At 35.5% G+C, this 23,594-nt stretch carries 15 protein-coding genes; 13 read left to right on the plus strand and 2 right to left on the minus strand.

The genetic code is table 11. The features are described 5' to 3' along the window. The first annotated feature begins 100 nt into the window (after positions 1-100). The 3 genes from BZG02_RS19830 to BZG02_RS19840 all read left to right on the plus strand — a co-directional run bounded on the left by BZG02_RS19830 (position 101) and on the right by BZG02_RS19840 (position 4,041). On the plus strand, positions 101-682 hold the full coding sequence (locus tag BZG02_RS19830; protein WP_218972311.1) for a zinc-dependent peptidase: 582 nt from the start codon (positions 101-103) through the stop codon (positions 680-682). Between the two features lie 76 nt (positions 683-758). Then, a complete protein-coding gene (locus tag BZG02_RS19835) occupies positions 759-1,436 on the plus strand; it encodes a tetratricopeptide repeat protein (RefSeq protein ID WP_101263494.1) in 678 nt (225 codons plus the stop codon). A gap of 97 nt (positions 1,437-1,533) precedes the next feature. Next, positions 1,534-4,041: an endonuclease MutS2 gene (locus BZG02_RS19840; protein ID WP_101263495.1), complete on the plus strand. Its 2,508-nt coding sequence runs from the start codon at positions 1,534-1,536 to the stop codon at positions 4,039-4,041. A 71-nt stretch (positions 4,042-4,112) separates the two neighbouring features. On the opposite strand, the gene BZG02_RS19845 is transcribed toward BZG02_RS19840, so the two are convergent. Continuing rightward, the gene (locus tag BZG02_RS19845; RefSeq protein ID WP_101263496.1) at positions 4,113-5,291 is read right to left on the minus strand and encodes a CD0519/CD1768 family membrane protein; all 1,179 of its coding nucleotides are present in this window, start codon (positions 5,289-5,291) and stop codon (positions 4,113-4,115) included. Between the two features lie 242 nt (positions 5,292-5,533). Here BZG02_RS19845 and recQ point away from each other — a divergent pair, with 242 nt between their 5' ends. The 10 genes from recQ (at position 5,534) to BZG02_RS19895 (ending at position 22,831) form a co-directional block, all read left to right on the plus strand. After that, complete coding sequence (recQ, locus tag BZG02_RS19850; protein WP_101263497.1) at positions 5,534-7,648, plus strand: DNA helicase RecQ; 2,115 nt, start codon at positions 5,534-5,536, stop codon at positions 7,646-7,648. Positions 7,649-7,805: 157 nt separating this feature from the next. Then, positions 7,806-9,920, plus strand: a complete 2,115-nt coding sequence (locus BZG02_RS19855; RefSeq protein ID WP_101263498.1) for a S9 family peptidase — start codon at positions 7,806-7,808, stop codon at positions 9,918-9,920. A gap of 82 nt (positions 9,921-10,002) precedes the next feature. Beyond that, positions 10,003-10,770: a LytR/AlgR family response regulator transcription factor gene (locus BZG02_RS19860; RefSeq protein ID WP_180335796.1), complete on the plus strand. Its 768-nt coding sequence runs from the start codon at positions 10,003-10,005 to the stop codon at positions 10,768-10,770. A gap of 395 nt (positions 10,771-11,165) precedes the next feature. After that, on the plus strand, positions 11,166-12,584 hold the full coding sequence (locus tag BZG02_RS19865) for a coiled-coil domain-containing protein (RefSeq protein ID WP_101263500.1): 1,419 nt from the start codon (positions 11,166-11,168) through the stop codon (positions 12,582-12,584). Between the two features lie 68 nt (positions 12,585-12,652). Beyond that, positions 12,653-13,513, plus strand: a complete 861-nt coding sequence (locus tag BZG02_RS19870; RefSeq protein WP_101263501.1) for a BT1926 family outer membrane beta-barrel protein — start codon at positions 12,653-12,655, stop codon at positions 13,511-13,513. 71 nt (positions 13,514-13,584) lie between these two features. Continuing rightward, entirely contained in the window at positions 13,585-14,376 is a 792-nt protein-coding gene (locus BZG02_RS19875; protein ID WP_101263502.1) for a LytR/AlgR family response regulator transcription factor, read from the plus strand. Positions 14,377-14,534: 158 nt separating this feature from the next. Further along, on the plus strand, positions 14,535-17,087 hold the full coding sequence (locus BZG02_RS19880; protein ID WP_101263503.1) for an NACHT domain-containing protein: 2,553 nt from the start codon (positions 14,535-14,537) through the stop codon (positions 17,085-17,087). Between the two features lie 184 nt (positions 17,088-17,271). After that, positions 17,272-21,276 carry a hypothetical protein gene (locus BZG02_RS19885; protein ID WP_143470525.1) on the plus strand — a complete coding sequence of 1,335 codons (4,005 nt, stop codon included), beginning with the start codon at positions 17,272-17,274 and terminating at the stop codon, positions 21,274-21,276. Positions 21,277-21,316: 40 nt separating this feature from the next. After that, positions 21,317-22,549 (plus strand): nucleoside recognition domain-containing protein, encoded by a 1,233-nt coding sequence (locus tag BZG02_RS19890; protein ID WP_101263505.1) that lies wholly within the window; start codon positions 21,317-21,319, stop codon positions 22,547-22,549. A 75-nt stretch (positions 22,550-22,624) separates the two neighbouring features. Further along, a complete protein-coding gene (locus BZG02_RS19895) occupies positions 22,625-22,831 on the plus strand; it encodes an RNA-binding S4 domain-containing protein (RefSeq protein WP_180335797.1) in 207 nt (68 codons plus the stop codon). A gap of 227 nt (positions 22,832-23,058) precedes the next feature. Here the strand turns inward: BZG02_RS19895 and BZG02_RS19900 are convergent, their stop codons facing one another. Next, positions 23,059-23,442 (minus strand): SRPBCC domain-containing protein, encoded by a 384-nt coding sequence (locus BZG02_RS19900; RefSeq protein WP_101263506.1) that lies wholly within the window; start codon positions 23,440-23,442, stop codon positions 23,059-23,061. Positions 23,443-23,594: the final 152 nt, after the last annotated feature.

The following is a 23,594-nucleotide window of genomic DNA, read 5'->3' on the forward strand; positions in this document are numbered from 1 at the left end:
TTGATAGATATCATAACAGAGATCATCAAGGCATCGATAGGAAGAAGCCGTTTATAATCTATAATATGGCAGCTTAAATTCAACTTAGAAAACAGAAATCTTGGTCCAACAAAACGAGGGTACTATACTTCTTTATCCAGCAAGTTTTAACGACAAATTTGAAACATCGGGTTCCGATAGTAATATTTTGGGCATGGTTGGAACTGGATATATGGAGGGAAAAATGATTTTGTCAAAGCCTGCGCTTTTGCATGGTTTTATGAATGAATCCGATAAGAAAAATACTGCTATTCATGAGTTTGTGCATTTAATAGATAAAATGGATGGAGTTGTAGATGGTCTTCCTGCCATACTATTAGAAAAGCAATATGCCATTCCTTGGATAGATTTAATTAATAAGAAGATTGAGGAGATTTATGCAGAAACATCTGATATTAATCCATATGGAGGAACTAATAAAGCAGAATTCTTTTCCGTTGCAAGTGAATATTTTTTCGAAAGACCAAAATTATTTGCCAGAACTCATCCCGAATTATACAAACTAATGAGTGAGGTATTTAATCAAAACATACAGGTTCGTAATATGAAAAAAATGAATCAAAAGCTTGGCAGAAATAGTCCTTGTCCTTGTGGTAGTGGATTGAAATTTAAGCGATGTTGTGGCCGGGTTCATTACAATTAGCAAGCTTCGGTTTAAAATAGATAAAAGAGATGGCCGAAAATCTAAAGAGTAGGCGAAATCAATTTAAAGCATACCAGTGAAATTAAAATTAATCCTCTTACTTGTACTCTTTACTGCAAAGTATGGAGTTTTTGCACAAGAATATAACATATCACTATTTCAGACAAATAAAGCCATAACTTTAACAAATGAAGGTATCGAAAATTTAAAATCGGATAGGTGGGATAAGGCGTTTAATTTATATGTTGAGGCTATTGCTGCAGATGTAACCTATCGAAATTCTTATTTGCAACTTTACACACTTGCCATGGCTGATTCCTCGCGAATAGATACAGTTATTTCCATATTGCAGGAATCGAAAAAAATAGTTCAACAAGACGATGAAATTTGCTATTATCTAGGAGAGATGTATAAGTCGAAAGGAGAAGAGAACAGAGCGATGGCCGAGTTTAGTATGGCGATAGCTTTTAGTAAAATGAATGGGGAGGACTTTCGTTTGGTGCCTCGTTACTATTTTAATCGAGCTAATATTTGCTTAGGTAAAAATAGGATTAGTACAGCCGTTCTGGATTATACTTACGCACTTAATTTAAAACCCGATTATGGACTTGCTTTTGCAAATCGTGGAATTTGTTTCTTTAAAATGGGAGAAATTGAAGCCGCTTGTAAGGATTGGAAACAGGCAGTAAAGCTTGGTGTTAGTCAGTCGGAAGAGTACATCGATAAAAATTGTCACAAAGAAGTTGCTCAATAAAAGTAGGGAATAGCATAAGCGTGTTGTTCCTTTCTTTTGTGCATCCAAGTCTTTTATTAATTTTGCAGAAGAATTAATTAAGATTGTAGAATAGCACGTGATATATCCTGAAAATTTTGAAACAAAAATACGGTTCGATAAGGTAAGAGAACTGGTTAAAAAACAATGTTTAAGTTCCTTGGGACGCGATTTAGTGGATGCCATCGAGTTTTCCAGTTCGTTTAATATGGTAACTCGTTTGGTGAATGAAACCAATGAGTTTAAAACTATTTGTTTAGAGGAAGATAGTTTTCCTTTAGGATATTTTATTGATGTTCGCCAAAGTCTCGAAAAAGCAAGAATCGAAGGAACTTATATGGAATTAGAGGAGCTTTACAATCTAAAAAGATCCCTAGAATCTATTGCTGCTATCCTTCGCTTTTTTCAGGGAACAGAAGAAAAGGAATATCCATACCTGAAAAAACTGACCGGAAATGTGAAAATGTATCCCTTCATTTTCGATCGGATCAATGCAATTATTACAAAAAATGGAAGAATAAAAGACAATGCATCACCTGCTTTGCAACAAATTAGAAGCAGTCTGATTCAAAAACAATCCACCATTTCGAAGCGAATGCAAGCGTTGTTACGCAATGCTCAAAAAGAGGGGTGGGTCGATCAGGATATTGCTCTTTCTATTCGCGATGGAAGAGTTGTAATTCCGATTCCATCGGCTTATAAGCGAAAAATTAATGGAATTGTTCACGATGAATCGGCAACCGGTAAAACTAGTTATATCGAACCATCGGAAATTGTTGAAACAAACAATGAAATTCGAGAGTTGGAATATGCCGAACGTCGCGAAATAATTAAAATACTACAGGATTTTACAGCTCAACTTCGTCCCTATATAGGCGATTTATTTAAGGCTTTTGATTTCTTGGCAAAAATGGATTTTATTCATGCGAAGGCGATGTTTGCCATTCAAGTAAAAGCATTATTGCCAAAAATGGTAAAAACACCAACAGCACTTTGGGAGAAAGCCGTTCATCCACTGCTCTACCTCACTCTTCAGAAAGAAGGCCGAAAAGCGGTTCCTTTAAGTATCGAAATTAGCGACGAGCAAAGAATGGTACTAATTTCGGGGCCAAATGCAGGAGGTAAATCCGTTTGTTTGCAGTCCTTGGGGCTGATGCAATACATGTTTCAGTGCGGGTTATTAGTTTCTATGAGCGAGGAATCTAAAATTGGAATTTTCGATAACATTTTCATGGATATGGGTGACGAGCAGTCTATAGAGAATGATTTGAGTACCTACAGTTCTCATTTGATGAACATGAAGCATTTTCTTCGTCATTCGAATACCGATACCATGATTTTAATTGATGAATTTGGTTCTGGAACCGAGCCCGCATTGGGTGGTGCTATTGCCGAATCCATTCTAGATAAACTGAATCGCAAAAAGGTGCGAGGGGTTATAACTACTCACTATTCTGGTTTAAAGCACTTTGCATCCGAAGCAGAAGGGATCGAAAACGGAGCGATGTTATACGATTCGCATCTGATGCAGCCATTGTTTCAATTGTTGGTAGGAAAACCAGGTTCCTCTTTTGCATTCGAAATTGCACGAAAAATAGGTCTGCCCGAAGAAATTTTAAAAGATGCCACTGAAAAGATTGGTGAAGATCACATTAATTTCGATAAACACTTACGTGATATTGTTCGCGATAAGCGCTACTGGGAAAGTAAACGCGATAATATCCGCAAAAGCGATAAAAGACTAAATCAACTTGTAGAACAGTACGATAAAGAGCTGAAAGAAGCCAGTAAGCTTCGGAAAGAGATTATTGAAAAAGCCAAAGAAGAGGCGGCGCAACTATTAAATAGTGCAAATAAATCTATCGAGAAAACCATTCGCGAGATTAAGGAGAATAAGGCAGAAAAAGAGCGGACTCGTGAAATTCGAAAAGAATTTGAGCGCGTTAAAGTTCAGTTGACAGAAGGAGAGTTAAAAGAAGAGGAGAGAATTAATAAAAAGATTCAGAAGCTAAAAGAACGCGAAAATAAAGCTGGTAAGAAGACTAGCTCAAATGTCGAAGCCAAAGAGTCAACTACCTCAAAACAAGTAGCTAAGTCTAAAGTTCAATTTAATCCAGATGTTATTGAAAAGAGTGACTTGGTGAAGCTCGATAATCAATCGTCAGTAGGAGAGGTGATTGAGATAAATAGCAAAACAGCAGTGGTAGCTTTTGGTAGTATTCTTACTTCGGTGAAAGTAAATCGCTTAACGAAAGTAAGTCGGTCTCAGGTTAAAAAGGAGGAGAAGACTTATAACAAAACCTCTTCTTTAATTCAGGAAAAAATATCGAAACGGAAACTTAGCTTTAAAGCCGATTTGGATGTGCGTGGAATGCGTGGCGAAGAGGCGCTTCAAGTAGTTGTGGATCATGTGGATGAGATTATCATGCTGGATGTACATGAGTTTCGCATTCTACACGGAACGGGTAGTGGAATACTTCGTCAGCTTATTCGCGAATACCTGCAAACGGTAGATTTGGTGGAACACTTTCGGGATGAAAAAATACAGATGGGAGGCGCAGGAATTACCGTGGTTACCATGGAATAACTTGGCGTAGTCTTTGCATAAAAAATGCCATCTCAGAAGGATGGCATTTAAAATATAGGTGCGAAATATATTTATAGAAACATACTTAAAAGAACATAGAGGTAATGGGCAAATGTACCCGCTATAATTCCTCCGGTTGTGTGCGAAAGTAAGGCTTTTGAGGTTAATTCACGAAAGTTGAGTGTGTCAAGCATGGCTGTGTGAGTACTTAAATATCCACTCCAGCACATTCCCATTGCTGTAAATACTGCAATCACATTTCCATCAATAATTCCTTTCGCAATAAATGCTTTTACCAAGGACATTGCAGCTCCTACAGCTCCTAAAGAGGTAACCGGAAATGCAATCAATTCAGGATGTTTGAATCCAAACAATCCTTCGAATACCCACCAAATATGCCCGGCTAGTTCAGGTAGTAATGGCACGCCTTCGTAGGCAATTCCCTGATAGCCCAAAGTCACATCTTTAGGACCAAAAGTCAGCATCATTACCATGGTCGAAATAATAAGTACACCAGGAATAATAGCTAAACCCAAATCAACTCCCGATTTACCTCCATCTAAAATAGAGTTAAGGAAGCGCAGAAATACACTACCTTCCGATTTAAAGCTGATTTTTTCAGTTGCGCCTTTAATATGGGAGTCATTTCGTACCGGAATGTGTCCTTTAATTAATCGTTGCATCATTCTTGTGGAAACTATTGCACCAACTAAAGCTCCTAAAAGACCAATTAATGCTGGTATAAATAGGTTTTCTTCACTTCCAGGTATTCTTAAAGTGGACATGAAAGTAATTACAATTAATCCCATACCAAAAGCGGTCCCAAAATTGGTTAAAGAAACTAATTGATAGCTTTTAAAGTACTTACTGAAATTTTTATCATTTGCCAGACTAATAATAGCAGGATTATCGGATAAAAAAGTTAAAACTCCGGCTAATGCTGCAACTCCTGGTAGATTAAAAAGTGGTTTCATTAAAGGAGCAAGAATTTTCTCGAGTAAACGAACAACACCAAATTCAATTAGTAATTTACCAAGAGCTCCGGAAAGTACCGTTATTCCCATAATGTAAAATACGGTGTTCATTAGTAAGTCCCAAGCAGTATTCATAATGGTATTTAGCATATTTGCAACACCCATTTGGTGACCAACATATCCGAAAATTCCAAAAAAGGTAACTAGAAACATTACAGCTTCGTACCTTCGTTTCTTAAGGAAATCGGTCTCCTTAATCGACTTAATCGCGTTCATAATTATTACTTAAGTGTTTGTTGTTTGTGTTTAGCGACAAAAGTAATTTTTTGGCTTTTTAAAGGGCTTATTTTTTGCATGATCTTTATCAGGTTTACGATTTAATTAATATGTTTTAAAAACACGTGAGATATCTTCTTCTTATCGGGATAATTGATGAATTGGAAGCCATTGTGTTGATAAAATCATTTTTTAGCTATGCACAATTGTAGTAGCTTTGTTGTCCCTTTTAAATTTGATACATGACCACAGCTAAACGAGCATTAAAAAAATATTTTGGATACGACCACTTTCGCCCCTTGCAGGAACAGGTGATTCAATCTGTACTTCAAGGCGAAGATGCCTTAGTAATTATGCCTACAGGTGGTGGTAAGTCTATCTGCTATCAAATTCCGGCATTAATAATGGAAGGGATTACTGTGGTCGTTTCTCCGCTAATTGCTCTAATGAAAGATCAAGTAGAGGGATTGCATGCTAATGGAGTGGACGCAGCATTTCTGAATAGTTCGCAATCTTCTCAACAGCAGGCATCGGTTATGGAGCGAATCACCGAAGGAAGTGTTAAGTTGCTGTATGTGTCTCCCGAAAAATTGCTTAGTCACGATTTTTATTACCTGTTATTACAGCTTAAGGTGAATTTATTTGCAATTGATGAGGCACATTGTATTTCTGTTTGGGGACATGATTTTAGACCGGAATACGCCAAAATGGCTTATCTAAAAAAGCAGTTTCCGCACGTTCCAGTAATTGCTTTAACCGCTACTGCCGATAATTTAACCCAAAAGGATATCGTTAACCAACTTGGTCTTACAAATCCTAAAAAGTTTAATTCGTCATTCGATCGGCCTAATTTAAGTTTAAATGTGGCGCCCGGCAAAGATAAATTCAAAACCATACTCGCATTTTTGCGTCAGCGACCACATCAATCAGGAATTATTTATTGTTTAAGTAGAAAAGCGACCGAAGGTTTGTCCGAAAAGCTAAAAAATGCTGGCGTAAATGCTTCCTACTACCATGCTGGTTTATCCGCCGAAGAACGGGCACGCCGGCAGGAGGATTTTATTAATGATGAAGTTCCTATAATTTGCGCTACCATTGCTTTTGGAATGGGAATTGACAAGTCGAATGTGCGTTGGGTAATTCATTACAATTTGCCACGTAATATTGAGTCCTACTATCAGGAAATTGGTCGTGCGGGGCGCGATGGATTAAAGGCCGACACCCTATTGTTTTACAGCTTTTCGGATGTAATCGTACATCGTAAATTTATCGAGGAATCAGCACAAAAAGAGGTTTCGAATGCTAAGTTGGAACGAATTCAACAATTTTGTGATGCTCAAATTTGTCGGCGAAAAATTTTGCTAAATTACTTCGGAGAGCATTTGGAGGAGGATTGTAATAATTGCGATGTGTGTAAAAATCCACCACGTGTATTCGATGGAACAATTATCGCTCAAAAAGCTTTTTCAGCAATTGTTCGTTTAAAAGAAAGGGTGCCCGCAGGAATTTTAATCGATGTTATTCGTGGGTCGTCACGTCAAGAAATTTTGAGTAAGGGATATCAGAAAATAAAAACTTATGGTGCTGGTAAAGATATAGCACATCAGGATTGGCAACAATACATGTTACAATTATTGAACTTAGGCTTTATTTCGGTCGCTTATGATGATGGGAATGCTTTAAGATTAACGCCACAAGGGCGCGAAGTGTTGTTTGGAGAACGACTTGTAAATTTGGTTCATTTGGCTTCTATGAAATCTGTTCCCGAAGTGAAACCAATAGTAAAAACTAGTAAACAGGAAGCTCGGGAAGGATTATTCGAAGCCTTAAGAAAATTAAGATTACAGATTTCTCGGGAAGAGAATATTCCTCCATACTTAGTATTTTCCGATGCTAGTTTGCAGGAAATGGCTCAGGAAGAACCTACTAGTGAATTTGAAATGAAATTGATATCTGGCGTAGGTGTTCGGAAGTATCAATTGTACGGAGATTTATTTATAAACGAAATTGTTGAGTTTGGGCAGAAAAAGAATTACGAAGCCAAAAAGAGTGGTGAATCTTTTTATCAGACTTATGAATATTATAAGCAAGGGTTTTCAGTCGAAGAAATTGCGAGTATCCGTAAAATAAATCCGGTAACCATATACTCACATCTGGCTTCGCTGTATGAAAAAGGTGCTGATATCGACTTGTCGGAATACCTAAATCCTTCAGAGTTAGAACGAATTGAAGATGCTTATCGATCTTTAAATGAGACGAATAAAGTGAAGGATCTGTATCTGTTTATGAACGAAGAAATCGAGTATTATAAGATCCGATTAGGGATTTCCTATCTAAAAGTACTTTCGTCCAGCTAATTGTAGTGTTAATCGTATATATTTCCATCGTATCGAAAAATTTTCGCATGTTGTATTTATTTTTGTTAAATTAGTTTAGGTTTTTCGTAAACCTTCTTACTATTGTATTAGGAATTTAAATGTTTCTAAATCTTACACCTTTAAATAATTTACTAACATGAAATTTAAACTATTGTACCACATTACTGTACTATTTACGGTAGTGTCATGCGCTCCAAAAGCGACGACACCCGAGCCCCCAGTTGCAGAAAAAATTGCCAAAGAACTTACCGTTCATGGCGATACAAGAATCGATAATTACTATTGGATGAATCAGAGAGAAGATTCTACCGTAATTAATTATTTGAATGCGGAAAACAGCTATACGGATGCTATGATGAAGCATACGGAAGAGTTTCAAACAAAGCTGTTTGATGAAATGATTGCTCGTATCAAAAAAACAGACGAATCGGTTCCTGCTAAAATGAATGGTTTTTACTATTACAGCAGAACAGAGGGAGATGCAGAGTATCCTTTGTATTGCAGAAAAGAAGGAAATTTAGAAGCAAATGAGCAAATAATGCTTAATGTTCCAGAAATGGCAAAAGGCTTTAGTTATTTTAGTATTGGAGACTTTTCGGTTAGCGAGAGTAACGAAATTCTAGCTTATTCGGAAGATACTTTAAGTCGCAGAAGGTACACCATTAAATTTAAAAGCTTGGTAGATGATAAAGTTTTTGAAGATAAAATTGAAAATACAACTGGAGGCATTACTTGGGCTAATGACAATAAAACAGTTTTTTACACGGTAAAGCATCCCGAAACGTTGTTGCCTTATAAAGTGTTTAAACATGTTTTGGGTACAGCCGTAGAAAAAGACGAGCTGGTTTACGAAGAAAAAGACAATACGTTCTATACCTCTTGTTACAAGACAAAATCCAATAAATATATTGTAGTAGGTTCCACTAGTACACTTTCGGCAGAATACAGATTTATTGATGCAAGTAAGCCAAATAGTGAATTAAACATTTTCCAGGTTCGTGAAAAAGATTTGGAGTATAGCATTGACCATTTTAAAGGAGATTTTTACATCAGAACCAATTATCAGGCAAAAAATTTCCGTTTAATGAAAACTCCGGTAGCCAATACTGCAAAAGAGAACTGGACAGAGGTGATTCCAAATCGAGAGGATGTGTATTTAAGTAATTTTGAAATTTTCGAAAATTATTTGGTAATAGAGGAAAGAAAGAATGGTTTAAATCAGTTGCGTATTAGACGATGGGCCGATAATGAAGAGCATTATCTTGATTTTGGAGAAGAGGCTTATGATGCATGGGTATCAACAAATCCAGAATTTGAAACAGATGTACTTCGTTATGGTTATACGTCCTTAACAACTCCTTCGTCAACAATTGATTATGATATGGGGACAAAGGTAAAAACAGTAATGAAACAGCAGGAAGTTCTTGGTGATTTCGATAAGTCAAACTACGAATCGAAACGCATTTGGGCAACTGCTGAAGATGGAACTAAAGTGCCTATTTCATTGGTTTATCGTAAAGATAAATTAAAAAAAGGAACAAATCCACTATGGTTGTCGGCTTATGGTTCTTACGGCAGTAATTCCGATGTTTATTTTAGTTCGGTTCGATTGAGCTTATTGGATAGAGGTTTTGTTGTTGCTACAGCACATGTACGAGGCGGACAGGAAATGGGACGTTACTGGTATGAAGATGGAAAACTTTTAAAAAAGAAAAATACTTTTAGCGATTTTAATTCTTGTGCCGAATACATGGTGGCCGAAGGATATGCGGCCAAAGATAAAGTGTTTGCGTGGGGTGGAAGCGCCGGAGGATTGTTGATGGGTGCAATTAGTAATATGCGTCCAGATCTTTATAAAGGCATAATTGCTGCAGTTCCTTTTGTGGATGTAGTTACAACCATGTTAGACGAATCTATTCCTTTAACCACTGGGGAGTTCGATGAGTGGGGAAATCCTAAGAATAAAGAATATTACGACTACATGCTTTCCTATTCTCCATACGACAATGTGGAGGCAAAAGATTATCCGGCAATGTTGGTTACAACCGGATTGCATGACTCACAAGTACAATATTGGGAGCCTGCAAAATGGGTTGCGAAATTACGCGATATGAAAACAGACAATAATCCATTACTGATTAAAATTAATATGGATTTTGGGCACGGTGGTGCATCAGGGCGTTTCGAACGCTATCATGAAGTAGCATTAGAGTATGTCTTTGTTCTTGATTTGGCGGGAATTACTAAATAAATAGACATATATATATAAAAAGCACTCCATGTGGGGTGCTTTTTTTATATATTTAAATCGATATTTAACTGAATAAATGCTGATGATAAAGACTCTAATAGTTGATGATGAATTAAAAAGCCAATCAACTCTAAATAAGTTGTTAGAGATGTATTGCCCAGCCGTTGAAGTTATTGGTTTTGCTAATAATGTGGAGTCAGGAATAGAGGCAATCAATAAGTTAAAACCAGATTTGGTCTTTTTGGATATATCAATGCCAGATGGAGATGGATTTGAAGTTTTGGAGCGAGTTACCAATCGTAATTTTGAAGTGGTTTTTACTACTGCATTTAACGATTATGCAATTAAGGCTTTTCAGTTTGCTGCTTTACATTATTTATTAAAGCCTATTAATTATATTGAACTACAAGCTGCTGTCGACCGTTATCAGCAGAATCATCAGGATATAGATTTAAATGAGAAGATAAAGATCTTGTGTGATAGTTTAAGTAATCATCATCAAAAAATAATTCTGCCAACCTCAAATGGCCTTCGAATTGTAGAATTAAGTCAAGTGATTCGTTGCGAAGCGGATGGAAGTTATACCAACTTTTATTTGAACGATAATACAGTACTGATGGTTTCTAAGGTGCTATCTAATTTTGAAGATATATTGCCTGCAGAAATATTTTGTAGAGTTCATAGCAAGCATTTGGTTAATTTAAATTACGTGAGTCAGTATATAAAAGGACGAGGCGGACGAATTATCTTAAGCTCAGGAAAAGAAGTCGAAGTTTCGGAAAGTAAGAAAAAAGATTTTTTAAAAAGACTCAAATATCTTGCTCATTCACTAAATAATGCGAAAAAATAACACGTTTTATATTTAGTGATCTAACTATAGGAAGCTTTAAAGGCTTCCTTTTTTTTATGGAGTAAAATATTACAAAATAGTTACATAAAGTTATATAATGCCCATTTTTACTGGTCTAGCGAGGCATAATAAGTTAATACATAATTATATTAGATGCTGATTTAATGTAAATTTTTCATTCTTAATAGAAGGTGGTGTTTGTGTCTTTATTCCTCAATTTAACGCACTTGTATATTCTCCTGACGTAATTATTGGAATTTTCAACGCATTTACATAATTTGTCTTGCTACTTTCATAATCATGTTTTACTTTTGCGATGAACAAAATAAATATGGGTTGCTGGTTCAACCTGTTTCGTTCTTAACGTAAATTTTTAATGTAAAACCGAAAGTATTATGAAGTTAAGATTTTTATCTCTAGGCTTATTAGCCTTAAGTTTTGTTGCTTGTGAGACTTATGAAGAGTCTGATTCTGTTGAGGCAATGCGTGTAGCAAGAACAGAGTATATTAAAGCTGAAACAGCTTACCAGAATGCACAAGTGGCATATAAAGAGGCAGAAACAGCAGGGAAATTAGTAGCGAATGCAGTTGCTGAGGCTCAAGGGTCAACTGCGATTGCAACGGCTCAACTTGCATTAGATAAAGCAATAGCAGAACTTGCATCAACTAAAGCTATTCTTGAAGCTAACATCGCTAGTCAAAAACAAAATCTATTAAATTTAAAAGATGGTATGTTGACATCTGCTTATGGTGATTACACAACCGCTTATAATGATTGGAATACTACATCAGATGATTTATTGACAGCACAAAATGATTTAGTTAGTGCAAATTTCACATTGGCAAGTGCTGGTATGGCTAGTGTAAATTTTAAAGCTACAGAGACTGTGGCTAAAAATTTAGTTGTTACTACTCAAACTGCTGAATTGGCTGAATTGAATTCTCAATTAGCTGCTTATGAAGCATTGCAAGCTTCTAATGACTGGACTTCTGTTGAAGGACAAGTAGTTGCTAAGGAATTAGAAAAAGCAGAATTGAATGCAGAGATTGCTAATCTTTCTGCAAGTATCGCTCGTGCGGTAACAAAAAAAGATGTTGCATATGCTGCATTAGAACAATGGAATACAGATTACGATCTTAGTGCTCCAATTGATGCTGATAAAGGAATCATTGAGATGGCTGCTGCATTTAATGCTCATAGAGATGTTTTGGTAAATGATACAATTGCTCCATCTTCACAATTAGATGCTGCAAAAACAATTTTAGATGCTTCAGATGCAACTGACGGTGGTTATAATGTTCTTAAAGAGAATTATAACAATGCATTAGCTAACTATAACGAGGCAATTGCTAAGCTTAATGCTTATAATTTTACAGTGGCAAATGCGCAATTAAGTTCTTTGAATGCTGTTTATGTTTCTAGTGTAACTAGTATTAAACCATTAAGCGATCAGCAAGCAGTACTTGGTGCTAAATTAGGCGTATTATCAGCTGATATCATTAAACTTAAAGCATTACAATTTGTTATTGATACAGATGTTACAGAAGGAACAGTAGATGTATCAGACAAATTGGCTGACATGATCACATCAACTAAAGAGGATATTGTTGATGTAGAAGATGCTATTGCTAAAGCTAAGGATGTACTTGCAAAATTAGAGGCAGGTAATTATACTCAGGCTGAATCTGTTAGAGATGCAGAACTTGCTATTTCAATATTGAATACTAAAATTGCTAAGCTTACTGCAGAACTTGAAGTTGCTAAAACAAAATTAGACACAGCAGAAGCTGCATACAAAGCATTACTAAATTAGAAGTGAAAATACAGAGTCTCTTCTATGTGAGGAGACTCTTATGAAATCAAATTCAAAAACAAAGAGTTATGTGTAGAAAAATTATTTCTTTGATTTCCCTATCACTTGTATTGTGTACTGCTGTATATGCTCAAGGTAAAATGGAATTGTTGCCAAAAAAAGGCAGTTTCACCGTTGCTTTGGTATTGGGTGATAATGATGTTACTGACATTAATCCAGCTGTATTACCTAATTATTCTATTTATGATAGTTATGGTGCAACTTATGTTGAAAGATTAGGTGCTGATGATAATTTCTCAGTAAAAGAACCAGCTTCATTAACGAATATGGCAGGAATTTCCTTAAATTATTTCTTAAGTGACAAGATTTCTTTAAACCTTTTTGGTTCATATGGTTACAAAACTAGCCCCGGAGAAGAGGCTTATACCGGAGTAGCGCCATTAAAGGATTCTGATAACATGAATATCGAGGGATCTGGAATTCCAGCAATTCAAGGAAGTCCAGAAACAGAAAATCATAAGCTTTATCTGTCGGCAGGTGCTGATTATCATTTCAAATTTGACCAGGATGTGAGAGCATTAAAGAATACTGATTTTTATTTAGGAGGTCGCTTTAATTTTATGTACGAGCGTCTAGAGAAAACTCAGATTTCTTGGTTAATATCAAAAGATGGAGATTTAAGTCTTAATTCTGGAGCAGAAGGCACAGCAACCGCAGAAGCTATTGGTTTTGGTGGATCATTGGTAGGTGGAGTGGATTACTATTTTACTCAGTCCTTATTTATTGGATTGGAAGTGAATGTATTTAATTTCATGTATCAACATACCGAAATCGTTCAAATGCCAGGTGTTCAAGGAGCAGATCAAACAACAACTTTTATGAATGCAATGTCTTATCCAAGACTTAAAATAGGATTTAAGATATTTTAGTGGTAGTAGTGAATTACTAAATTATTTAACCTTCCCGGTCTTACTCTGTGAGATCGGGAAAATTTTGTTTTATGGATACGAAAAATACAATTTCAGCAATTATTGTTGATGGCAAAACAAAAAATATTAATATCATTAGAAAGCTGCTGTCGGTTCATTGCTTAGATGTTGATGTTATTGGTACTAGTTCATCGGCAAGCGATATGATGAATCTAATTCGCTTGCAAAGTCCAGACGTAATGTTTCTGGATTCGGATTTAGTTTCAGATGAATTTTTGAAGTTTATTGGAAGTGAAAAATGCACAACCGAACTTGTTTTTATGGTTGAGAGTAAGGATTTTGCAATTAAAGCTTTCGAATATTCGGCCTTATATTGTATCCAAAAACCATTTTGTAGTAGCGAGTTTATAGAGTCAATCAATAGATTAAAGCAAAAAAAAACATTTTATTCTTTTAAAAGATTAGAGAGTATTTACAGAGAAAAAAAAGGAAGCGATGGCCGGATAATGTTGCCTGACCTTCTCGGTTTTCGATTGGTAAATGTAAGTCAAATAGTGCGTTGTGAAGCAGATACTTGTTACACAAACGTATACTTAGACGATGGAGAAAAAATAGTATCTTCAAAACCACTCTGGGGGTTTGTGGAAGTTTTACCATTGCACTTATTTTGCAGAGTGCATAGTAAACACCTTATCAATCTAAACTATCTTCAGCAATATGTGAAAGGAAGAGGTGGCATCGTCATCTTGCTTGATGGAACTACTGTTGAGGTTTCGGAAAGAAAGAAAAAGGATTTTATAGAACAATTAGCCTTTTTCGGATATTCATTTCTTGAATGCCATCAAAGAACTAACGGTTATTAATTGGCATTTTTTCAGATTTCCGATCACGCTATTATAAGCCGAAACAACGTAGATATAAATTTATCATGCCTGAAGATAAATTGTGGATTGTACCGATGATACTTCTTACTTACTTTCATCGGGTATTTGATTAAAATCACCACTACACTACTACGACAATGATTGAAAGGCTAAAATCGGAAGTTTTAAAAAAATTTGGTTCACAGCTAATGTATACAAAAGCTTGTAAGATTTTAGCTGATGAAATTTGTAAGGAGACGGACTATCGAATAAGTCCTACTACGATTCGTCGAATCTTTGGTTTTTTAAAAAGCAACGCCAAGCCGGCAAAATTTACTTTAAACACATTAGCGATTTACATTGGTTATGATTCCTGGGACAATTTTTCCTGTCTACAGAAAGATGTTACAAAAACTCCAAGTAAACAGAAGCAAAAGTGGAGCGATTTATACGAAAAATCTCTCGCTTTAAGTAAGGAAACTTTTAATTTAATTGCCGGGCAGTCTGGTATTCCTTTTCATTCGGTTGTCAGTCGCTCGCATGCCGAGGAAAGAATTAGTAGCTTTTTGAAGTCCTCGAAAATGGCGACTGGTTTTGTTGCCCCCGGAGGTTTTGGTAAATCAAGCATGTTAGCAAAATGGTTCGAGAAAAACTGGATTAAAAAGCAATCTGATGATGTTATTTTTTATCTGAATGCTTCTTTCATGTTAAATTTTTTGAATAATGATTTCCGCTTAGATCATTGGTTGGAGAGTCAGTTAGATTTTACTGAGAAGGATACCTTAAAATATTTTCTTGATACTCCGGAAGCTTGCGAAGCACGTATTATTTTTGTTATTGATGCTCTGGATGAAATAACTTACGACAATATTAAATTAGAGCGACTTTTTCTTCAGTTAAAACAATTTATATCGAATTATAAGGAATCAAATCAAGTTAAATTAATAATAACTTCCCGTTGCTCTACTTGGGAGAAGTTTGCTTTACCTTTTGTAATAAAAGGGAATGCGATACAAAATAGTTGGTTCGAATTGGGTTTAAAGATAGATGCTCAGGACCATCAGAATTTATTTCCTTTAACCGATGACGAAATTCAATATGTAATTGATCGTACAATAAATAATGATTTCTCCTCCAAATTTTCAGTTAATGAGCTTTCCTCTAGTCAGAAGGAAATGGTTTCTAATCCTTTCTTTTTGGAATTGTTTATAAAACTGTACAGTCCCGATAAGCAATATGCCTATTATGAAGGGCCAGAACTTTTAAATGAATTTTTACGAAATAAAATATTTTATTCTCGGTTTTCTGAGGAGAAAATGGATATTCTATATGGGATTTTGAAATTAATCGAGCATGGGAAAAAAGGGATTGCGGCTAAAAAAATGGAATTGCGCGATGCATACCCTATTCATCTTAAAACCGGCGGAAATTATTTTCATGCCTACGAAGAATTAATTTCTTATGGCTTATTAAGTGAATTTATTACCATAAACGAACACAATAGCTATTGTAAGTACGTTAAAATTACCAACGAGAAATTATTAGAGACCTTAATTGGGACGCATCTAATTCAAAAAAATGGGGTAGTTGATTTTCAGTTGATAAAGAGAGTAGAAGAGGATTATACTGGTTTTGAGATGAAAAACCGGCTAATTAGCTTTTTGTATTCAAGTGCTTTTTATAGTGGAAATCATTTAGAGCTAAAAAACTTTTTTGAATTGAATGATGAAACACTTTCCAATAAGGAGGTGATCAATTCAATACTTAATTCTTTTATTGATTTAGATGCTCAGAAAATAGAATTAATGGAGCATTTTGTGACTCAGGAAAGAGCTGAAAAGTTTCTATTTGGTAATTTTCCTGATATCTATAATCTGAGTAAAGGGAATAAAGTTATTCTAGAAATATTTGCCCGAAAAGGGAAATCTAAAAGTGTACGAGTAAAATCATTATCAGTACTTTTATTGAGTTCTGTTTTCACATTGAATATAGAGGATGCTCAGAAATATTATGAGTATTTAAATAAAGAGGAAATAGATTCGTCATGTACAGGTTTTGATATTTCTATTCGACTTGCCAGTCGGTTGATTTACAACTATTTCGTTTGTGAAGAATCCAATGAAATAGAAATATTGAAAATGTTTTATTATCGGGAGATGGCTTATAACCAGATGCGTGACGATCAGGGAGCGCTAAATGGTGAGTTTGAGTTGATTCTTGGTATGGTATTAATTTATATGAAATCTTTTCATAAGCTTATTCAATTAATTGATGATGTAGAGCATTTGTATAAAAAACCGAAGGCAAAAAAGTCTAATTTAAATTACAGCATTTTGCAATGTTATAAACTATCGGCACAACATAGTTTGGGAATGGAGTTAGATGCTTCTCAAATTGACTTTTTACGATCCTGCGAAAGCGATATTGTAGCTTCAAAAAATTATTTTCTACAGATATATTACCACTCATTTCTTATTTCTGTGCAATTTGCAGAGGGAAATAGACCCGAGGTCGAGAGGCATTTTAATTTGGCATTAAAAATTTGTGAAGATGCTAATTACGGATTGTGCTCTGCTGGAATTCTGAAAAAAATGGCTAAATATTATAATGAATGGGGCGAGAAAACGAAAGAAAGTATTTGTTTGTTCGAAGAAAAAGAAATTTTAAAGGATGTAAATACAGTATTCGATATGGAAACTCTTTTTGTTTAATACTTTAAATAAGATAAATAATAAAGCTATTTGCTCCTGCAAATAGCTTTATTTTGTTTAGAATCCTGAGTTTTCATTTCAAAATTTTAACTTTACCGTTATTGTAATCGATTTTATTAAGTTTTAAAAGAGGTGGCTGATAGTACATTCTCTTTTTTGTGGTAAAATAAAAGCATCTTTTAATATGAACAATTTGTCATGCTCTCTTAGGATCAGAATAATAGTTTTATTCTTTTTTCTTCTAATGTGCTCTCCGGATATTGCATCGGCTCAAAACAAATATTCTGTTTTCGGAAAAGTAAAAATTGAAAATGGAAGTATCGATAATACTCGAATTACCATTTTGAAAAATGCGGAGAAAATGGAATCGAAAATTGTTGACGATAGCGGAAAGTTTGAGTATACCTTGGATTTTGGGAATGAGTATATTTTTGAATTTTCAAAAGAGGGATTTGTCACTAAGAAAGTTAGTGTATCTACTTTTGTTCCCTTGGAAATTCTTAGTAGAGACAATCAGTTTCCTCCCTTTAAGTTTATGGTTTCGCTTTTTCCAGCATACGAAGGTTTGGATCTTTCGGTATTTGATCAGCCCATGGGGATGATCATGTACGATAAAGAATTGGATGATTTTGATTACGACCGCGATTACGACTCACAAATTAGAGATGCTATTAAAAAGGCGGAAGAGGAAGCTAGAAAAAGAGCGGAAGAGTTAGAAGCACAAAGATTAGCAAAAGAACGAGCTTATAAAGCAGCAATACAACGTGGAGATATCAATTTCAATGCTCAAAAATACGACCTGTCCAAAGCTGGATATATCGAGGCTTTAGGTATTATGCCAGATGAGGTTTATCCAAAAACCCAATTACAAAAAATTGATGAGCTGATTGGAGAGGAGTTGGCTAAAGAACAGGAAAAAGCTCGCCTTGAAGCAGAAAGAAAAGCCTTGGAAGAAAAGTACCTGGCCTTACTAACCCAAGCCGATACACAATTTGAGTCTAAGGATTATCAACTTTCTAAAACAAGCTATACTAGCGCTTTAGAAGTAAAGCCAAATGAAGCATATCCTAAAAATCAAATCCAGAAAATTAGTGATTTGTTAGCGGAGCAAGCACAATTAGCTGCCGATAAAAAGGCAGTTGATGAGAAATATGCAACTACAATTGCGTTGGCCGATTCTCAGTTTAGTGCCGGTGATTATCAGACTTCCAAAGTGAGCTATAGCGAAGCTTTGAGTTTAAAGGCAAGTGAAGTTTATCCAAAATCACAAATTCAGAAGATTGATGAAATTTTAGCGAAACAAAAAGCAGAAGCAGAGGACGCTGCTCGATTACTTGCTAACAAGAAAGTTTTGGACGAAAAATACGCAGCCATTATAAATTTGGCGGATTCTCAGTTTGAATCGGGCGATTATCAATCAGCGAAAACTTCCTACTCGGACGCTTTAAGCTTAAAAGCAGAGGAGGCTTACCCAAAATCTCAAATTCAAAAAATTGATGAAGTTTTGGCAGCTCAACAAGCAGAAGCCGCCGAAGCAGCTCGATTGCTTGCAGAAAAGAAAGCTTTGGAGGAAAAATATGCATCTATAATTGCCTTGGCGGATTCTCAATTTACTGCCGCCGACTATCAGACTTCTAAAAGCACTTATTCGGATGCATTGAGTGTAAAACCCAAGGAAGCTTATCCGAAATCTCAAATTCAGAAAATTGATGGAATATTGGCGACTCAATTAGCTCAAGCTGATGAGGAAGCTCGTTTACTTGCAGAGAAGAAAGCTTTGGAGGATAAGTACCTAGCTACAATTACTCTGGCTGATTCTCAGTTTAGTACTGCAGATTACCAGACTTCTAAAAATACTTATTTGGATGCGTTGAATTTAAAACAAAATGAAGCTTATCCGAAATCTCAAATCCAAAAAATAGAGGATCTGCTGGCCAAACAATTGGCTGACGCGGATGAAGCATCAAGATTGGCTTCTCAAAAGAAAGCTTTAGAAGAAAAGTATGTGGCAATTATTAATTTGGCGGATTCTCAGTTTTCTGCTGGCGACTATCAATCTTCTATAACAACTTATTCCGATGCTTTAAGTTTAAAAGCAGAGGAGACTTATCCAAAATCTCAAATTCAAAAGATTAATGAGATTTTGAATGCACAACAAGCGGAAGCGAATGAGGAGGCTCGATTACTTGCGGAAAAGAAAGTCCTAGAGGAAAAATATAATTCCATTATTAAACTTGCTGATTCTCAATATTCATTGGGCGAGTATCAGTCTGCTAAAACAGGTTATTCCAATGCTTTAGGTTTGAAGGCCGAGGAAGTGTATCCAAAAACGCAAATTCAAAAAATTGACGCATTGTTGGCGGATAAGCAAGCAGAAGCTGAAAATGCAAAACGTTTGTTAGCAGAGAAAAAAGCTTTGGACGAAAAATACGATTCTGTAATTAAACTGGCAGATGCTCAATTTTCTGAGGAAGAATATCAATCGGCTAAAAATAGTTATAACGAAGCTCTAAGTATAAAAGCTGACGAAGCGTATCCAAAAAATCAAATTCAAAAGATCGATGATTTATTAGTAATTCAAATGGCAGAGGCTGACGAGGCCGCTCGATTGGCATCGCAGAAAAAAGCCTTGAACGATAAATATGCCTCTATAATTGCTTTGGCTGATTCTCAATTTTCTAGTAGTGATTACCAGTCGTCTCGAACAAGTTATAGTGATGCTTTAGAATTAAAAGGCAAAGAGAATTATCCAAAGGCACAGATAAAAAAGATTGATGATATTTTGTTGGAACAAAAGCGTTTGGCCGAAGAGGAGGCAAGATTAGCAATGGAACAACAAGAACTAGATGAGAAATACAATTCATTAATTATTTTAGCCGATTCTCAATTTTCTTCGGAATCATATGAGTCATCGAAAAAGAATTATACGATGGCTTTGGAGATGAGAAGTAAGGAAAGCTATCCAAAAACACAAATCGAGAAAATTGACGAAATTGTAAATCGCTTAAAAGCTAAGTCGGAGGAGGAAGCTAGAATTGCTGAAGCGCTTCGAGTAAAAGAAAGAGATTATAATAATGCCATTGCTCTTGCCGATAAGTATTATGAGGGAAAAAGATGGCAGTCGGCAATCGACGAGTACGAAAAAGCACAAGCGGTGAAACCACAGGAAGTGTATCCTCCGAATAGGATTGCTGAAATTCAATTGATTTTGAAAGACTTAGAGAAATTAGAAGAAGAGAAATCAAGCTTGCAATATCAATACAAGGCTTTATTGGAAGAAGGCGATCAGTTATATAATAAAAAGGAGTATACCGCTGCAATTGGAAAGTATCAAGGAGCATTAAATTTAAAACCAAAAGAATCATATCCTAAAAATCAGCTTAAGAGAATTGAAGTTGAATTGGAGCAACAGGCGCGGGAAGCAGAAAAATTAAGAGAGTTGAATCGGTTGTACGGAGAAGAGATTGCTCAGGGGGATAAATTCCTAAAAGAGGAGCAATTCAGTGTTGCACGTCATCATTTTAATACGGCTTTAAGCATGAAGCCGGGCGAAGAATATCCCCAACAAAAATTGGAAGAGATTGAAAAATTGGTAGAAGCCTTAAAATTAGCAGATGAGGAGTCGATATCTGGTAATTCAACTAATTTTGAGAAGAAATTGTCTATTGCCAGGGAGCGCGAATATGCTGCTATCATAGCTAAAGGAGATGATTCTTTTAAAGCCTCGCATTATACGGTGGCGAAAGTGATGTACGAAAGAGCTCTTGAATATTTTGAAAGAGATTATCCTAAGAAAAAATTAAAGGAAATTGACAAGATTATTCAAGAAGAGAAGGATTCGGAACTTACCGAAGAATATAGAAAGTTAATAGCCCGAGGGGATGAAGAGTTAACAAAGAAAAATTATTCGGTTGCTAAATTCTATTATCAGAAAGCAAAAACGATTGATTCTTCCGAAAAGTATGCAGCTAATCAATTGGATAAGATCGAGGATATTATTGATTCGAAGAAGGATCAGAAATTGGAAGCAGAATATAAAAAAGTAATAGAGAAGGCCGATGAAGCATTCGATAAAGAAAATTATTCGGTTGCCCGATTCTATTATAAAAAAGCTAATAGTCTAAAGTCAGAGGAGTCATATCCAGTAGAAAGATTGAAATTGATAGAAGATAATCAAACTAAGAAATAGTGTTTGTAACACCATTCTAAATGCATTAAATACAAGTTTTATGGCCCTAAATTACCTTTGGATTTTCTTTTTTGTGCTTGCTTTCGTAGTTGGATTAATTAAGTTGATTGTTTTTGGCGATATGGAGGTTTTTCCAAATATGGTGAATTCCACTTTCGAAATGGCAAAAACGGGTTTTGATATTTCTTTGGGTTTAACGGGGGTGTTAACCCTGTGGCTAGGAATTATGAAGATTGGCGAGAATGGAGGAATTGTAAAGGTTTTTTCCCGATTAATTGGACCTTTCTTCAATAAGTTATTTCCTGAAATTCCTAAGGGGCACGCTGCGCATGGTTCCATAATGATGAATTTGGCGGCAAATATGCTTGGTTTGGATAATGCAGCTACGCCATTAGGATTAAAGGCGATGAAGGAGATGCAGTCGGTGAATCCATCGGAGGATACTGCGTCTAATGCACAAATCATGTTTTTGGTGCTGAATACTTCAGGCTTAACGATTATTCCCATATCCATTATGGTGTACCGAGCGCAATTGGGAGCTGTGAATCCATCCGATATTTTTATCCCAATTTTATTGGCAACCTACTTTTCAACCATAGCAGGTTTAGTAAGTGTTGCTATTGTTCAGAAAATTAATCTTTTCGATAAGGTAGTGCTGGCCTATTTAGGCGGACTAACGGCTTTTATTGTTGCATTAATTGCCTATTTTTCGAGCTTAGAGAAGGATCAAATTACTCAAATTTCGACCGTAGTTAGTAATGTGTTTTTGTTTTCCATCATCATTACATTTATTCTTATGGCAGCACGAAAAAAAGTGAATGTTTACGAGAGTTTTATTGATGGTGCAAAAGAAGGTTTTTCCATAGCGATTAAAATTATTCCCTATTTGGTTGCTATTTTGGTTGCAATTGGAGTATTTAGAGCCTCGGGAACAATGGATTTGGTAATTGAAGGAGCACGACGGTTTTGTTTTTTTATAGGAGTTAATTCCGATTTTGTGGAAGCCTTGCCTACTGCATTAATGAAACCTTTGAGCGGTAGTGGTGCACGAGGCATGATGGTGGATGCGATGCAAACACATGGAGCAGATAGTTTTGTTGGGAAATTAGCTTCTACCTTGCAAGGAGCAACAGATACAACTTTTTATATTATCGCAGTATATTTTGGAGCAGTAGGAATTAAGAATACCAGATATGCAGTCACCTGTGGTTTAATTGCTGATTTTGCAGGAATTATTGCTGCAATTGCAATTGCTTATCTATTTTTTCATTAATCCATTTTAAATGTAGTACTGATCGAAATACGATGGAAAAAGCATTACTTTTGAGGTTTAAATAAGGAGGGATATATGATTAAATTTAAAATTGAAACCGAATATATCGAGTTAATAAAGCTGATAAAAGCAACTCATATAAGCGAAAGTGGTGCTCAGGCTAAAATTTTTGTGGAAGACGGAATTGTATTTCGAAATGGAGAAATGGAATTGCGAAAAAGAGCAAAAATTCGTCCGGGCGATAAAATAGAAATCTTCGATGAAGTAATTATAGTAGAATAAGTAAATTCTATTATATAATACAAAGCAAAAATCAGCAAGTAGATGAATTCTAAATGCTGATTTTTTTATGTTGTAATTTTAGTGGTCGACTTCGAATTAATAGATCTTTAACTATTCATAATGCCATAATTGTTAACGCGATAAGTCTAACCAGTTTTTTAGAGTAAGGCTTTGTAAACTATGCGTATTGTAAATTGGTCAATATTTCGAATCTAAAAATCTATTGTCTAATAAAACTCCAAAAAGCTTTTCAGCGATCCTAAATAGTACTCCTTCCAACCTTCAATAATTTCATCGTAAGCTTCATCGGGAATATTAGTATGAGTAAGCTCCACCCTTGATTTTGAACCAGCTTTTTTTATCAATAAGCTTACAATCGACGGAGTTTCAGTCTCTCCAAAGAACCACTCCTGAACAATTTTATAATCTTTTACAATTTCCAGGTTAACGCCCGTAATATCTCCTTCCCAAAGGGAGAAAATAGTGCCGGGGTTTTCGTCCATTACTGCAGGGTATCCAGTCCAAAGTTCAATTTGAAAAGAATTGGTTAGGGCATTGTATACTTCTTCCTGCGAGGACGTTATTTCTAGGCTAAATGTGAATTCTTTCATTATCATGTTATTTTTCTCGCTCAAAATTAACCTGAATAATAAGAAAGTGGTAACTTTTAGAAAATAATTTTAAGCTTATCGAAGAAATCTATACCCTAATAAACAATTGTAATGTGGAGATTGCAATTATTTTAAGCTTAATCAATCTAAAT

Origin of the sequence: Labilibaculum filiforme (assembly GCF_002843315.1) — a bacterium.
Classification (GTDB): domain Bacteria; phylum Bacteroidota; class Bacteroidia; order Bacteroidales; family Marinifilaceae; genus Labilibaculum; species Labilibaculum filiforme.